Below are 14,991 nucleotides of genomic sequence, written 5' to 3' on the forward strand. Positions count from 1 at the left end.
CCCCGGGGGGGGGCCGGCCCCGCCCCGACCGGGGCCGCAGCCGGGCTGGCCGGCACCGCCCGGGCCGCCGGGTGGTCCGTGGCCGCCACCTCCACCGCAGGGACCGCCGCCGGCGGGCCCCCGACGCTGATCGCACCGACCACGACACCAGAAGGGCCTCACCTTGCTCCAGGACCTGCTCGCCGGCCTGCTCGCCGCGGTCGCCTACGGGGTGATCGGCGTGGCGATGATGGCGCTCGGTTACGTGCTCGTCGACCTGGCCACGCCGGGCAAGCTCCGCGACCTGATCTGGGTCCACCGCAACCCGAATGCGGCTTTGCTGCTGGTCTCCGGCTTGCTGGGGGTTGGCATCATCCTGACCACCGCGATCGCGGCCAGCGCCAACGACCTGATCGCCGGGCTGATCGGCACCCTCGCCTACGGCATCCTCGGGCTCGTCCTGATGAGCCTGTCGTTCCTGCTGGTCACCCCCGGCAAGCTGGGCGACGAGCTCGCCTCCCCGAACATTCACCCGGCGACGTGGGTGTCGGCGACCGCGCACGTCGTGATCGCGGTGATCATCGCCGCTGCGATCTGGTGAGCGGCGCGTGTCGGTGAGCGCCGAGCCCGCTGCCGGACCGGTCGAGACCGGCAAGCCGCGCGGTCGGTTCGCCCGGACCGCGGTGCTGGTGGCGGTTTTCATCTGCGCCGCATGTGGCCTGGTCTACGAACTGGCGCTGGTCGCGCTCGGCAGCTACCTCATCGGCGACACCGTCGGGCAGGCCTCGATCGTGCTGTCGCTGATGGTGTTCGCGATGGGCGTCGGCGCGCTCGCCGCGAAACCCCTGCAGCGCTGGGCGGCCCCGGCGTTTGCTGGCATAGAGCTGCTGCTCGCGCTGCTCGGCGGGCTCAGCGTGCTCGGGCTGTACGCCGCGTTCGCGTGGCTGAGCCTCTACACGCCGGCGCTGATCGCGATGGCGCTGGTGCTCGGTGTGCTGATCGGTGCCGAGATCCCGCTGCTGATGGTGCTGTTGCAGCGGATTCGGCGGCAGGACGCGGGTTCCGCGGTCGCCGACCTGTTCGCGGCCGATTACGTCGGCGGACTCGTCGGCGGGTTGGCGTTCCCCTTCCTGCTGCTGCCGCTGTTCGGGCAGGTGCAGGGCGCGCTGCTGGTCGGCATGGTCAACGCCGCCGCCGGGCTCGGGCTGGTGCTGACCGTTTTCCGCCGCGAGCTGTCCAAGCGCGCCACCTTGCTGTTGACCGGTGCATCCTTGCTGGTCGGCGGCCTGCTCCTCGGGGCTTATGCGTTCGCCGACGACTTCGAGATCACCGCGCGCCAGGCGCTGTACGCGGACCCGGTGGTGCATTCGGAACGCACCCAGTACCAGGACATCGTGCTGACCGAGTCGTTGTCGCTGGGCGGGAACCGTGACACCCGGCTGTACCTCAACGGGGACCTGCAGTTCAGCTCGATGGACGAGTACCGGTACCACGAGGCGATGGTGCATCCGGCGATGGCCGGGCCCCACGAGCGGGTGCTCGTGCTGGGTGGTGGCGACGGCCTGGCGCTGCGGGAGCTGCTGCGGTACCCGGACGTCCGCGAGGTCACCCTGGTGGAACTGGACCCGGCGGTGCTGGAGCTGGCGCGCACCGACCCGCGAGTGTCCACTTTGAACAAGAACGCCTTCGCCGATCCGCGGGTGCGGGCGGTCGCAGCGGACGCCTTCAGCTGGTTGCGGGACAACCGCGACCGCTACGACGTGGTGCTCGTGGACATGCCCGACGCGGATTCGACGGCGACGGCGAAGCTGTACTCGACGGAGTTCTACGGGCTGGCCCGGCAGGCGATGTCGGACGATGCGCGGATGGTGGTGCAGTCGGGGTCGCCGTTCTTCGCGCCGAAGGCGTTCTGGTGCATCGAGTCGACGATGCGAGCGGCGGGCCTGAGCACGGTGCCGTACGAGATCACCGTCCCCAGCTTCGGGGAGTGGGGTTTCCACCTGGCCAGCGCGAAGCCCGACTCGACGCCCGTCGCGACCGGGGCCGCAACTTCAATGGAAATCGGCCCGTTGATTTCAATGGAAATCGGCCCGTCGATTTCAATGGAAATTGCGGAAACCCACCAGGAGGACGGAAACCCGCTCGCCGCACCGGGCGCGCCGCCACTCCGGCTGCCCGCGGATGTCCCGCCGCTGCGCTCGTTGGACGAGGAAACCCTGCAAGCGGCGGCGACGTTCCCGCCGGACCGCACCCGGATCCCCGGCATGGAGCCGTCGACGCTGATGCACCCGACGATCCTCGAGTACGCCCAAGGCGAATGGGCGAACTACTGACCCGCTGACCGCCAAGAACTACTGACCTGCTGACCTCTCCAGCCGTTGCCAGCAGAAGTTGCAGCTCGTCGCCCCCCGCAGCACCGAAACGTGCTCACGGGGCCAGAGGTGCGGGAACCCTTGGGTTTACGGGCCGAACCAGCGTTCTTCGGCGGAGCGGGGCGGCGCCGAGGTGGTTCCGGTGATCAGCTGGGTCTCCAGCTGGATGTGGCGGGGGCGGCCCGGCTCGCTGGTCTCCAGCAGTAGCCGCCCGGCGGCCCGGCCCTTCTCCAGCCACGGCTGGCGCACCGTCGTCAGGCCCGCCCGCTCCGCGTCCGGGATGCCGTCGAAGCCCGTGATGGTCAGGTCCTCCGGAACCCGCAGGCCGCGGTTGCGGGCCTCGCTGAGCGCACCGAGCGCCAGTATGTCGGAGGTGCAGACGATCGCGGTGATCTCCGGTTCGATCTCCAGCAGCTGCGCCGCCGCCGACGCCCCGGACGCCGTGGTGTGGTCGAAGCGCTCCACCACCGGCACCTTCGTCCAGTCCACCCCGGCTTCGCTGAACACCTCGGCCAGCGCGGTCAACCGGGCCTTCTGCACGTGGAAGCTGGCGTTGGCCTGCCGCTGCACCGACGCGGGGCCGTCGTTGCGGCCCCGGGCCAGGCGCATGCAGAGCACGCCGATGCGGCGATGCCCGAGCTTGATCAGGTGGTCGGCGACGGTCTTGATGGCCTTCCCGTCGTCCGGGCCGACCCAGTCCAGGTTGTCCAGGCGCGGCTGGTCGCAGACCACCACCGGCACCGGCCGTTCGAGCACCGCGGCCAGGTGCGGGTCGTCCTCGGGGACGGAGTAGACGACGAACCCGTCCACCCCGGCGCGGTGCACCGAGGCCACGTCCTCGCGTTCCGGGCTCGCCGGGATCATCAGCAGACCCTGGCCGGCGTCTTCGCAAGCCAGCGCGAGCCCTTCGAGGAAGCCCACGGCGCCCGGGTCGCGGAAGGCGTATGAGAGGTTCTCGGTGAGCAGCAGGCCGACCGCGCCCGCCTTCCTGGTCCGCAACGACCTCGCCACCGGGTCCGGTCCCGGGTAACCCAGCCGGCGAGCGGTCTCCAGGACTCGCTTGCGCAGCTCCGGGGAGAGCTGATCCGGACGGTTGTACGCATTCGAGACCGTGGTCCGGGAGACCCCGAGTTCTGCAGCGAGCGAGGCGAGCGTCGCAGGCCGCCGGGCATTCGTTGACCGCGCCATGTGAGGAACCGTAACGGTTCAGTACCCCTCGGTGAAGTGAGCATGATGCATATCCCACTCACGTTCGAAAGTGAACACGGAGCGACGTAGTGTGATCACTCTTCGAGTTGGTTCATTCGAGGGGCTGACCTCGAGCGATTTTGCGGTTACTTTTTTCGTGAACAAATCCGTGAAAGGTGTCACAGATGGCAGAGGTTGCGTACGTCAACGCGTCGCGCGTTTACCAGGGGAGCCCGCCCGTTCGGGCCGTCGACAAGCTGGCCTTGGACGTCGCCGACGGTGAGTTCCTGGTGCTGGTCGGCCCGTCCGGGTCAGGTAAGTCGACGGCGCTGCGGATGCTCGCGGGCCTGGAGGACGTCGACGAGGGCGGCATCACCATCGGTGGCAACGATGTCACCAACACTCCGCCGAAGTCGCGGGACATCGCTATGGTGTTCCAGTCCTACGCCCTCTACCCGCACATGACGGTCGCGGAGAACATGGGCTTCGCGCTCAAGCTGCGCAAGACGCCCAAGGACGTCATCAAGCAGAAGGTCACCGAGGCGGCGAAGATGCTCGACCTCGAGAAGTACCTGGACCGCAAGCCCAAGGCGCTCTCCGGCGGTCAGCGGCAGCGGGTGGCGATGGGGCGCGCGATCGTCCGCGAGCCCAGCGTGTTCCTGATGGACGAGCCGCTGTCCAACCTCGATGCCAAGCTGCGCGTGGAGACCCGCGCCAACATCGCCGCGTTGCAGAAGCGGCTGGGCACCACCACCATCTACGTCACCCACGACCAGGTCGAGGCGATGACTATGGGGCACCGCGTGGCGGTGCTCAAGGACGGGCTGCTGCAGCAGGTCGCCACCCCGCGCGAGCTGTACGAGAACCCGGCCAACGCGTTCGTCGCGAGCTTCATCGGGTCGCCGGCGATGAACCTGAAGACGGTGCCGCTGACCAGTGCCGGAGCGGTGCTGGACGGGACCACGATCCCGCTGCCGCGCGAGGCTGTCGCCGCCGCCGGGGACCTCAAGGAGGTCACCTTCGGCGTCCGCCCCGAAGCGCTGTCGCTGACCTCCAGCGACGGCGGCGGGATGTCGATGACCGTCGAGTTGGTCGAGGAGCTCGGTGCCGACGCGCTGATCCACGGCGCCATCGACGTCAACGGCTCGCAGGAGCGCTTCGTCGTCCGTGCCGACGGCCGGACCCCGCCCGCGCTCGGCCAGAAGGTGACCGTGGCGCTGCGCGACCACAGCGAGATCCACCTCTTCCACCCCGAGACCGGAGATCGCCTGGTCGCTTAGTCGCAGGCGATCGGTTGATCGACGCCCCCGCTGGTCCCGGCGGGGGCGTCGTTGCGTGCGCAACAGAATTAACCCGGTCGGTGGAATGTCGTGCGGAATCGTGCTTAGACTGTAGTTGACAACGGTTTCCGTTACCATTCGCAGATAGCCGTCAGCCTGCTGCGCAAGGGGCCGACCACCGAGGAGTGCATCCGATGACCGTCCGCAGTCGCTCTGCCGCCACCGCCTTGGCCGGACTCGCCGCAACCGCGCTCGCCCTGACCGCATGCGGCACCGGAGAGCAGGCGGGCCCGGGCACCGGCGACAAGATCAAGGTGGTCGCGTCCACCACCGTGTGGGCCAGCGTGGTGCAGGCAGTCGGCGGCGACGACGTCGAGGTGGAACCGCTCATCAGCGATCCCAACGCCGACCCGCACTCCTACGAGAGCACCCCGCAGGACGCCGCGAAGGTCACCGACGCGGACCTGGTGGTGTTCAACGGCGGTGGATACGACGAGTTCATGGAGCGGATCCTCGGCAACAGCGGCCAGGGCAAGCCCACCATCGAGGCCGTCAAGGACGAGCACGAGGGCGAGCCAGCGGGCGGGCACGAGGAACACGGCGGGCACGAAGGCCACGACCACTCGGTGAACGAGCACGTCTGGTACGACCTGCACGTGGTGGAGCAGGTGACGAACCAGGTCAACGCCGAGCTGAGCAAGCTCAAGCCGGCCAAGGCCGAGCAGTTCGGCCAGGCCGCGGGCCGGTTCGCGGAGGAGATCGGCAAACTGCAAGGGCGGGTCGGCGAGCTGGGTGACCAGAACCGGGGCAAGCAGGTGATCGTCACCGAGCCCGTCGCGCACTACCTGGTGGAAGCCGCGAACCTGCAGGACATCACGCCGCCCGAGTTCGTCAACGCCATCGAGGCCGAGACCGACCCGTCCGCGGCCGCGGTGGCCGCGATCCAGAACGCGGTGAACGCCAAGCAGGCCGCGGTGATCATCTACAACCCGCAGACCGAATCACCCGTCACCCGCAACGTGCGCACCGCCGCGGAGCAGAATCAGATCCCGGTCGTCGAGATGACCGAGACGCTGCCGCAGGACAAGACCTACGTGCAGTGGATGGACGCCCAGATCACGGCGTTGCAGACCGCCCTGAACCAGAATCGCTGAGATATGACCGCCAAATCCGAGACCGAGCCCGTCCTCGCCCCCACCAGCACCGCGCCAGCCGTGCGGTTGCGCGGCGCAGAGCTCTCGTACGGCTCGCGCGTCCTGTGGTCCGGCCTGGACCTCGACGTCGCGCCCGGCGAGTTCCTCGCGGTGCTCGGGCCGAACGGTTCCGGCAAGACGAGCCTCCTACGGGTCCTGCTGGGCTTGCAGCAGCTCTCCACGGGCAGCGTCGAGATCGCGGGCGCGCCGGCACGTCGCGGCAGCAACCGGATCGGCTACATCCCGCAGCAGCGGGCGCTGGACGCCACCGTGATGGTGCGGGGCAGCGACCTGGTCGGTCTCGGGTTGGACGGTCACCACTGGGGCACGGGTCTCCGCGGCCGCCGCGAGCGCCAGCGGCGGGTGGCCGCGGCGCTGCGCGCGGTCGAGGCGACCGAGTACGCGCGGATGCCGCTGGGCCTGCTCTCCGGCGGCGAGCAGCAGCGGCTCCGCGTGGCGCAGGCACTGGTCAGCGACCCGTCGGTGCTGCTGTGTGACGAGCCGTTGCTGTCGCTGGACATCGCGCACCAGCGCAAGGTCAGCAGGCTGATCGCGAACCAGGCCCGGCAGAGCGGCGCGGCGGTCCTGTTCGTCACGCACGAGATCAACCCGGTGCTGCCGTTGGTCGACCGGGTCCTCTACCTGGTGGACGGCCGGTTCCGGATCGGCCCGCCGGACGAGGTGATGAACTCCGCCACGTTGTCCGAGCTGTACCGCACCGACGTCGAGGTCGCCCGCGTCGGCGGGCGGCTGGTGGTCGCCGGCACCGATGACCACGACCACCACGTGCAAGAGGCGGAAAAGGCGTGAACGCATTCATCGACGCGCTGGGCAAGGTCCTGGACTTCTCCACCACGGTCGACCTGCTCGGCTACCCGTTCGTCCAGCAGGCGCTGCTGGCCGCGGCGGCGCTCGGCCTGGTGTCCGGCTGCCTGGCGCCGCTCGTAGTCGCTCGGAAGATGTCCTTCGCCGTGCACGGCACCGCCGAGCTCGCGTTCACCGGTGCCGCCGCAGCGCTGCTGATCGGCGTAGGTGTCGGCGTCGGGGCGCTGGCCGGAGCCGTGACCGCCGCGCTGCTGCTCGGCTTGCTGGGCCAGCGCGGGACCGAACGCGACTCGGTGATCGGCGCGATCCTGTCCTTCGGGCTCGGCGTCGGCGTGCTGTTGCTGTGGCTCAACCCGGAGCGGACCGCGAACAAGTTCAGCCTGCTGGTGGGGCAGATCGTCGGCGTCGATTCCGCGGACGTGTTGCTGCTGGCCGGCTGCGCGGCGCTCGTCCTGGTAGTCCTGGCCTTCGTGTACCGGCCGTTGCTGTTCGCCAGCGTCGACCCGGATGTCGCGGCAGCTCGCGGCGTTCCGGCGCGCGTGCTGACCCCGCTGTTCGCGGTGCTGGTCGGCGTGGCGACGGCGCTGGGCGTCTACACCGTCGGCGCGCTGCTGGTGCTTGCCCTGATGGTGACGCCGGGGGCTGCGGCGGCGCGGGTTACCGCGAGCCCGCTCAAGGCGACGGTGCTGGCCGTGGTGTTCGCCGAGGTGGCGGTGCTCGGCGGCATTGTCCTGTCGCTGGCGCCCGGGGCCCCGGTGAGCGCCTTCGTCACGATCATCTCGTTCGTGATCTACCTGGTGTGCCGGGTGGTCGGCAACCGCCGCCTCCGCCGTCTGTCCCGGATCCCGGCCGGTGCCTGACGGCAGTTTCAATTGAAACTGCCGTCACGTGGTCCGCAACGCAAGAAGGGGTTGGAAAACGCTCGTTGAAAATGCGGGTTGGGCCGGTGCGCCGGGCACGAGACCCGAATGGCGGCGGGCCTGGTGTTGGCCGAAGCTGGCGCTCGTGCCTGGGAGCGGCCAGCAGAGGGTCCTGATCAACCTGGCGACGTCGCTGGGTGCGGTGGCGGCGTGCACCGTCGTCTACTACCTGCTGCCGACCGGCAGGTTCGGGCTCTTCGGCACCGTGAACGCGGTCGTGATCTTCGCCCTCGGGCTGACGGCGATCTCCGCGCTGATCATGTTCCAGGTGCGCCGCTTCCGGATCGAGGGCGCGCGCCACGGGAGCTCGATAGCCGGTGTCGTCGCGTCGTTGTACCTGGCAGTGCTGTTCTTCGCGGCCGTCTACTTCGGACTGGCCGCCCACGATCCCGGCTCGATCGCGGCGCTGCGCACGAAAACCGACGCGCTTTACTTCTCGCTGTCGATCACCAGCACCGTCGGCTTCGGCGACGTGCACGCGGTATCCGAGTTCGCCCGCGCGGTCGCCGCAGTGCACATGACCTTCAACATCGGGTTCCTGGCCGCGGCAGTCGCTGTCGTCCGGGCCAGGGCGAGCCGCCCCAAGGCACCCTGAGGTGTGATTTCGGCCTCGCGCCTATGCGGTGAACGGCCCGTTCGCCGCCGACCGGTCGTGTTGGGTGGGGTGAACGGCCTGTTTGCGTCGTCTATCGCGGTGAACGGTCCGTTCGCCGCGAACCGGTCGGCGAGGGCGGCCCGGGCTCGCCGGTCAGGTGAGGCCGAGGTAGCGGCGTTCGTTGAACTTCTTGCCTGTGCAGGACGCTCCGAGGTCGTGGCCGATGCGCTCGATCACGTCCGCCAGTTCCAGCCGGGCCAACCACGAGCGGGGCAGGACCGCCGTGCCGTGGCGGGCGCCGAGGATGCTGCCGGTCACGGCCGCGGTGGTGTCGCTGTTCCCGGAGTGGTTGACCGCCAGCCGCAGGGCGGCGGTGAACTGGTCGGGCTTCGGCAGCGCGAGCGCGCAGTAGACGCCGATGGACAGCGCCTCCGGGCCGATCCAGCCCTGTCCTAGCCGCTCGATGTGCCCGACGCTCGCACCCAGCCGCGCCAGCGTCGATGCCTCCGCGAGGGCCGCGGCGGTCTCGGCGTCTTCGCGCAGCACGCGGCCCGCCGCCTGGTCGATAGCTGCCGGCAGCTTCCGCTGCTGCACCGCGACGAGGTGCACGATCAGCGCCAGCGCCCCGGCTGAGGCCCAGCCGCCGACGCCGCCGTGGGTGAGCGCCGCGCATTGGCAGGCCAGCTGGTAGGCCATCTCGGCGGTCGGCGAGAAGCCGAGCGGCGCGCTGCGGTCCACGCCGCCGCAGCCCTTGGAGCTGTTCTGCGGCCGGTCCGGGGTGCCGAGTTCGGGTTCTTGCAGCGCGCGCAGGCTGGTCAGGCCGGGGGCCCGGCCTGCGTACAGCTCGGGCTCGGCCATCAGGCCGGTCGCACCGGCCTGCGGCTTGTGTTCCTGCTGGGTGGTCAACCACCGGCGGTAGGCGGCGGCGGTCGACTCGACCGGACGCCAGTCGCCGCCGTTGTTGCCTGTTGTCCAGGCGTGCAGGTAGCCCTCGCCGGTGAACAGCGACATCTGCGTGGCGTCGCCCAGCAGGGCCTGAGGTGGTGGTTCGGCGACGCCTGCTTGGCCGAATTCGGCGCGGATGTCGTCCAGCTGCGCGTACTCGACCGGGCTGCCGAGCGCATCGCCCAGCGCCCCGCCGAGCAGGCAGGCCACCGCGCGATCGACCACTGTGGACGGCGTGGGCACGGGGTGGGCTCTCCTTCCACAGTGTCCTCGTATGAGTGATCGGCGTGTCCCCGACTTTACTTGGCGTGTTGGCTCATCGGGAGACGTTCACCGCAAGAACGGGCCCGGGTGGGACGCCCCGGGAGGAATCGGGCATAGCTCCATTGGGGTGAATCGCGGGGCGGTGATCGGTCTCCGCTCGGCCGATGATCGTTACGGTGTGTCCGGTTCTGGGAGGTGGGCGTGCCGCCGGGCGGGTTCTCCGGGGTGTGGACTCGGTGTGCGCCTTGGTCGAGACTGTCTGAAGGCTCAACAAAAACATGAGCGAGAGTCGGATTTGGGGATGATGGCGGGGCACGACAGCTCTACCGAGGTGCCGGGAGCGGGATTCGAATTCCGCCTGCTCGGTCCTCTTGAGGTGCGCGCCGACGGCGTCGCGCAGCCGCTGGGCGGCGCCCCGGTCCGCGCCCTGCTGGCCTGCCTGCTGCTGGAGCCGAACCAGGTCGTGTCGATGGACCGGCTGATCGACACGCTGTGGGAGAACGAGCCGCCGGCCAGCGCTCGCACCATAATCCACGGCTACGTCTCCAGGCTGCGCAAGCTCTTCGGGGCCGCAGGCGAACAGGCCGAGATCGTCACCCGCCCGCCCGGCTACCTGCTGCGGGTCGACAGCGACCGGATCGATGCCCACCGCGCGAGAACCCTGATCAACCGCGCGCACGGCATGGAACCCGCGGCGCGGTCGCGCGTGCTGGCCGAGGCGCTGACGCTGTGGCGGGGCCCGGTGCTCTCGGACATCGCGAGCAGCCGGCTGTACAGGATGGTCGCGCCCAACCTGGACGAGCTGCGGCTGCTGGCGCTGGAGGAGCGGATCGCCGCCGACCTGGACCTCGGCCTCCACCACCAGCTGGTGCTGGAGCTGTCCACCCTGGTCGACCGCCACCCGCTGCGGGAGCGGCTCACCGGCCAGCTGATGCTGGCCCACTACCGCGCGGGGCACCGGGCCGAGGCGCAGTCCCGCTTCCACGACCTGCGCCGTCGGCTATCCCACGAGATCGGCCTCGATCCCGGGCCTGAGCTGCGCGAACTCTACGAGCGGCTGCTCCGCGACGACCCGGCACTGCGCCATCCGCAGCGCCGGCCGGAACCCGGGTTCGGGATCCGGCGCCCGATCCCGGCGGAGCTGCCCCCAGCCCCAGCCGGGTTCGTCGGCCGACAGCGCGAACTCGCCGCGCTCGACACGATGCTGGCCGAGCGCGAACAAGGCTCCAGCCTGCTCGCCGTGGTGACCGGCACCGCAGGCGTCGGCAAGAGCGCCCTCGCGCTGACCTGGGCGCACCGCGTCGAGCACGAGTTCCCGGACGGTCAGCTCTACGCGTCGCTGCGCGGCTTCGACTCGGAGCGCGAGCCCCTGACGCCCGGCGAAGTGTTGACCAGCATGCTGAAGGCGCTTGGTGTCGCGGCGAATACGATCCCCGTCGAGCTGGACGACCGCACTGCGCTCTACCGGTCGTTGTTGGCGAAGCGCCGGGTTCTGGTGCTGCTCGACAACGCGCGCGACTCGGAGCAGGTGCGGCCGCTGCTGCCGGGCAGCGCTGAATCGCTGGCGCTGATCACCAGCAGACGGCGGCTGGACGGGCTGGTGGTGCGCAGCGGAGCCCGGGTGCTGCCGCTGGAAACGCTGCCGACCGAGACCGCGATCGAATTGCTCGACCGGGCGGGCGTGCCCGGCAAATCAGCCTCCGAACCGGCCGCCGCGGCCCAGTTGGCGGACTTGTGCGGCGGGCTGCCGCTGGCGCTGCGCATCGCAGCGGCGCGGCTCGCGGCGAATCCGGCGCGCGGCGTGTCCGACCTGGTGCACGAGCTGACCGATGAGCGGAACCGGCTGCACGCGCTGGACATCGACGATGCTGATACGAGCGTCCGCCGCGCTTTCGACATCTCCTACCGGAGCCTGCATCCGGTGCACGCCGACACCTTCCGGCTGCTCGGGCTCGTGCCCGGCCACACCTTCACCGCACACGCGGTCGCCGCCCTGTGCGACACCGATCCGCACAGCGCGCAGCGGCGATTACGGGCCTTGGCGCTGGCACACCTGGTCACCGAGCCCGAGCCGGACCGGTTCGGCATGCACGACTTGCTGCGCGTCTACGCCCGAGACCTGCTCGCCGCGCCGAGCTCGATCGCCACCGAGGCGCTGCGCCGGTTGCTGAACCACTACCTCGTCACCGCCGACCACGCGCGCCGCTTCCTCCGTCCCGCCCGGGACGAACTGGACTTCTCCAGCGGCACCGAGGTGCCGCGGCCACAGATCACCGACCGCGCCCAGGCACTGGAGTGGTTCGACGCGGAATGGCCGAACCTGGTCGCCGCGGTCCGGGCGGCCAACGCGGAAGGCATGCACGACCTCGCCTGGCCGCTGGTGCGCCTGCAGTTCAACTACCTGATGGTGCGCTGCCCCTGGGAGGACTGGATCCGGATCTACACCGACGGGCTCGACTCGGCCCGCGCGGTGGACAACCCGGCGGGCAAGTTGCTGATGTCGGCCGGGCTCGGGGTGGCGTGCTCGCGGTCGGGCCAGCTGGACGCGGCGCTGGCGCACTACGACGAGTCATACCGGGTAGCGGTGCAGACCGGCGATACCGCCCGGTTGGCGATGACCCAGGTCAACATGGGCAGCGTGCTGTTCCGCCTGAAGCGCTACGAAGAAGCGAAAGTGCACTGCCAGGACGCGCTCTGGGTCTACCGTTCGTTGGGTGACCGGTACTTCGTGGCCGGTGCGCTGAACAACCTGGCGATGGTGGAGCAGGTCAACGGCGAGCTGGAGGAGGCGCTGGCGCACCTGCGCGAGGCAGAAGCGCTGTACCGGGACGCCGACGATCTGGAGACGTTGGCGATGGTGCTGAACAACTGCGGCGAAGTGAGCATCGAGCTGGGCCGGATCGCCAACGGCGAGCGCTTCCATCACGAGGCGCTGGACGTTGCGCTGAAGTGTGGCTCCGCGATGCGGCAGGCGTCGGCGTACCTGGGTCTCGGCGACGCCGCCCGGTCCCGCGGCGACCAGCAGGTGGCCCGGACCCGCTGGGACACCGCGCTGGCGATCTTCGAGGCGGAGGGCTCGCCGCGCGCGGCGGAGGTCCGCGAGCGGTTGGAAGATCTCTCCCGGCCGCCTGCTGAGGGGCGTTTAGCCGACGTTTAGCGGGTGTGTAGCGCGCGCTGGGAACTTCATCTGCGTGCGGATCAAGCCGTTGCACGGTTCGCACGAACGGGCGGCTCTGGGGGGAGTCCAAGGGGGGATTGTCGCCCGGTCGTCCCGGTCGTCCCCGGTCGGCACTCGTGGCTGGCCGGGGCGGCAAGGGGGGACTTGACATTCGGGATAGTTCTCCCGAATGGACGTTGGGGGTGAGTGCGGGCTTTCGGCTGCGGGAGTGGGTGATCCGGCCGAAGGTCCGCACTTCGTCTTGTTGCCGGTGTCCGTGGTCGTTCTGCGTGGCGGGGCGGGTAGCGGAACCTCTCGCGAGGACGGCCACGGCGGCTTCGCCGTTTCAAAGGCAAAGATCAAACAGCTGGCCTTCGGCAGCTGTACCCACACGCTCATGCGTTGGCGCTCGAACAGCTACCTACGCCAATGCCGGTTCCACTCCAGTGATTAACGGCACGGAATGGTCTAGCAATCTGCCCGATTCGCCCGGGTACGGCACGTCCATCGCGTTTTTCGTTGCCGCTCCGCACTTTTCCAGCATCGCGGGGGTAACTGGATGGCTATTCCTCAAAACACCGGTACGGGTGAACGGCAGCTGCTACTGTCCTTCGGCGGTAACAGAAGTAGCGAGGGGGCCCGCGATGTCGCGATCGATGCAGGTGGCAGGTCGGTGTGCGTTCGGTGAGACGCAGTGTCGTCCGCCCTTTCGCGTCATCGCGGTCGGTTGAGTTGGGGAACTGCAGCATGCTCCACCGCGTCGGTTCCAGTGCGCCCGCCGCCCGGGGCCGCACGGATGCCGCGCGCCGCTCCAGCCGTCCCGAATACCTGGGGGAACCGTGACGTCACCGCAGAATCCGGCGTCCGCGCCGGGGCCAGCGGGCTTCGACGCGCAACAGCGGGCCGGTGGTCCGGTAGGACGACGCCGAGCGGACGCGCCGATGCGCGGCTCGCTCGGCGGTGAGGTGCCGCCAGCCGGACCGCCCGCGCCAGGCGGGCCACGACCCGCCCCGCGTCCGCAGCGCTTGGACTTGAGGGGCGAGTTCGCTGCGCTTGCAGCAGAACCGCACCCGTTCGCGCTCTGGGAGCGCACCGAACAGCTGACCGATCGCTTCGAGCACGAGCAGCGCAGGGACAGCCGACCGGCGCCAGCGCCCGACCGCCCCGAAGCACTGAAGACACCGAGCGGCGGAATGGCGCTCTCCGGAGACCTCGGCGGGCTCGACGAACCCCCGGCCCGACCGGAACCGGCGGCCGAACTGTCCGGTTCGCTCGAACCGGAACCGGTGCCGCAGCGCCCCACCGGATTCGTCGGCGGCCTCAGCGGCTTGCTCCCGCCCGCACCGCCGCAGGACGGCCCGCCGCCTCAGCCGCTACTCCAGGATGGTCCGCCGCCGCAGGCGCACGACGGTCTGTTGGACGGTCCGCCGCCCCAGGTGCAGGACGGCTTGGGTGGCCTGCCGCTCCAGGTGCGGGACGGCCTGCTGGGTGGCCCGCCGCCCCAGGCCAGTCCGCCGCGCCGCGACGTCCCGCCGCCGGAGCCCGAAGGCCCGCCGCAGCAGCGCGAAACCGGGCCGTCGAGTGGTCCGCTGCCGCCGATCCGCGACGGCTTGTTGAGCGGTCCGCCGCCGCAGGTCGGTCCGCCGAGCGGTCCCTTGCCGCAAGCTGGTCCGCCGCGCCGCGACGTTCCGCCGCCCGGGCCGAACGGACCGATGCGGCACGATGCCGGGCCGACGGGTGGTCTGTCGAGCGGCCCACCGCCTCAGGTGGGCCCACAGCCGTTGGACGGCCCGCTGGTGCCCGAGCCGGAGGAACTGCTGCGCCCTGACGCCCCGACGCCGCAAGGCGGCCCGTCGCCGCAGGCGCACGACGGTCTGTTGGGCGGTCCGCCGCCGCAGGCAGGCGCGCCCCGGCAGGACGCTCCGCTGCCTGGGCCGGATGGTCCGTCGCGGCGTGACGCTGGGCCGACGGGTCCGTCGAGTGGTCCGCTGCCTCAGGTCGGTCCGCCGAGCGGCCAGTTGCCGCAGCTCGGCCCACGCCGGCACGAAGGGGCTCCGCCCGAGCCGCGTCGCGACGCTCCCGCTCCGCACGCCGGTCCGCCCAACGGGCCTCGGCTCGCCGGGCCTCCGCCCGTCGACGGTCCGCCGATGGCGGAACCGCCGCGTTCCCCTGCGTCGCCTCCGGTCGGGAGCCCGGCGCTTCCGCTGGGTGGCCCGCCGCCGCGCCCTCCGGCCGCTCCCGGGCCGCCGCCCGAGGGGCCGCCGAGCGGGAGA

Annotated in this window: 10 protein-coding genes and 1 pseudogene; 9 read left to right on the plus strand and 2 right to left on the minus strand. The window is 70.5% G+C overall.

Annotated features, from left to right (window positions below):
• Nucleotides 1-163 precede the first annotated feature (163 nt).
• Nucleotides 164-580, plus strand: coding sequence for a DUF350 domain-containing protein (locus SSPN_RS0121130; protein WP_010308348.1), 417 nt, complete (start codon nucleotides 164-166; stop codon nucleotides 578-580).
• A 7-nt stretch (nucleotides 581-587) separates the two neighbouring features.
• Complete coding sequence (locus SSPN_RS0121135) at nucleotides 588-2,312, plus strand: polyamine aminopropyltransferase (RefSeq protein ID WP_010308350.1); 1,725 nt, start codon at nucleotides 588-590, stop codon at nucleotides 2,310-2,312.
• Between the two features lie 126 nt (nucleotides 2,313-2,438).
• On the opposite strand, the gene SSPN_RS0121140 is transcribed toward SSPN_RS0121135, so the two are convergent.
• Complete coding sequence (locus SSPN_RS0121140) at nucleotides 2,439-3,539, minus strand: LacI family DNA-binding transcriptional regulator (RefSeq protein WP_010308351.1); 1,101 nt, start codon at nucleotides 3,537-3,539, stop codon at nucleotides 2,439-2,441.
• Nucleotides 3,540-3,724: 185 nt separating this feature from the next.
• Between SSPN_RS0121140 and SSPN_RS0121145 the strand changes: the two genes are divergently transcribed.
• The 5 genes from SSPN_RS0121145 to SSPN_RS44870 all read left to right on the plus strand — a co-directional run bounded on the left by SSPN_RS0121145 (nucleotide 3,725) and on the right by SSPN_RS44870 (nucleotide 8,352).
• A complete protein-coding gene (locus SSPN_RS0121145; protein WP_010308352.1) occupies nucleotides 3,725-4,819 on the plus strand; it encodes an ABC transporter ATP-binding protein in 1,095 nt (364 codons plus the stop codon).
• A gap of 194 nt (nucleotides 4,820-5,013) precedes the next feature.
• Entirely contained in the window at nucleotides 5,014-5,973 is a 960-nt protein-coding gene (locus SSPN_RS0121150) for a metal ABC transporter solute-binding protein, Zn/Mn family (protein ID WP_010308354.1), read from the plus strand.
• Nucleotides 5,974-5,976: 3 nt separating this feature from the next.
• Nucleotides 5,977-6,822 carry a metal ABC transporter ATP-binding protein gene (locus SSPN_RS44865; protein ID WP_010308355.1) on the plus strand — a complete coding sequence of 282 codons (846 nt, stop codon included), beginning with the start codon at nucleotides 5,977-5,979 and terminating at the stop codon, nucleotides 6,820-6,822.
• Nucleotides 6,819-7,697: a metal ABC transporter permease gene (locus SSPN_RS0121160; RefSeq protein WP_010308357.1), complete on the plus strand. Its 879-nt coding sequence runs from the start codon at nucleotides 6,819-6,821 to the stop codon at nucleotides 7,695-7,697. Before SSPN_RS44865 ends, SSPN_RS0121160 begins: the two co-directional genes overlap by 4 nt.
• Nucleotides 7,698-7,842: 145 nt before the next feature.
• A complete protein-coding gene (locus SSPN_RS44870) occupies nucleotides 7,843-8,352 on the plus strand; it encodes an ion channel (protein ID WP_010308360.1) in 510 nt (169 codons plus the stop codon).
• A 153-nt stretch (nucleotides 8,353-8,505) separates the two neighbouring features.
• Here SSPN_RS44870 and SSPN_RS0121170 read toward each other — a convergent pair whose 3' ends face one another.
• Entirely contained in the window at nucleotides 8,506-9,540 is a 1,035-nt protein-coding gene (locus tag SSPN_RS0121170; RefSeq protein ID WP_010308362.1) for an ADP-ribosylglycohydrolase family protein, read from the minus strand.
• A gap of 322 nt (nucleotides 9,541-9,862) precedes the next feature.
• On the opposite strand from SSPN_RS0121170, the gene SSPN_RS0121175 reads away from it, so the two are divergent.
• Together SSPN_RS0121175 and SSPN_RS60080 are read left to right on the plus strand one after the other, a co-directional pair.
• The gene (locus SSPN_RS0121175) at nucleotides 9,863-12,718 is read left to right on the plus strand and encodes an AfsR/SARP family transcriptional regulator (protein ID WP_010308365.1); all 2,856 of its coding nucleotides are present in this window, start codon (nucleotides 9,863-9,865) and stop codon (nucleotides 12,716-12,718) included.
• 839 nt (nucleotides 12,719-13,557) lie between these two features.
• Nucleotides 13,558-14,991: pseudogene (locus tag SSPN_RS60080) on the plus strand (hypothetical protein); the annotation flags it as partial.

Origin of the sequence: Saccharopolyspora spinosa NRRL 18395 (assembly GCF_000194155.1) — a bacterium.
GTDB classification, from domain to species: Bacteria; Actinomycetota; Actinomycetes; order Mycobacteriales; family Pseudonocardiaceae; genus Saccharopolyspora; species Saccharopolyspora spinosa.

Bases quoted from the DNA above. Each gene is read 5' to 3' on its own strand.
- SSPN_RS44865 (WP_010308355.1), top strand. From the start codon at position 5,977: ATGACCGCCAAATCCGAGACCGAGCCCGTCCTCGCCCCCACCAGCACC.
- SSPN_RS0121140 (WP_010308351.1), bottom strand. From the start codon at position 3,539: ATGGCGCGGTCAACGAATGCCCGGCGGCCTGCGACGCTCGCCTCGCTC.
- SSPN_RS0121145 (WP_010308352.1), top strand. From the start codon at position 3,725: ATGGCAGAGGTTGCGTACGTCAACGCGTCGCGCGTTTACCAGGGGAGC.
- SSPN_RS0121150 (WP_010308354.1), top strand. From the start codon at position 5,014: ATGACCGTCCGCAGTCGCTCTGCCGCCACCGCCTTGGCCGGACTCGCC.
- SSPN_RS0121175 (WP_010308365.1), top strand. From the start codon at position 9,863: ATGATGGCGGGGCACGACAGCTCTACCGAGGTGCCGGGAGCGGGATTC.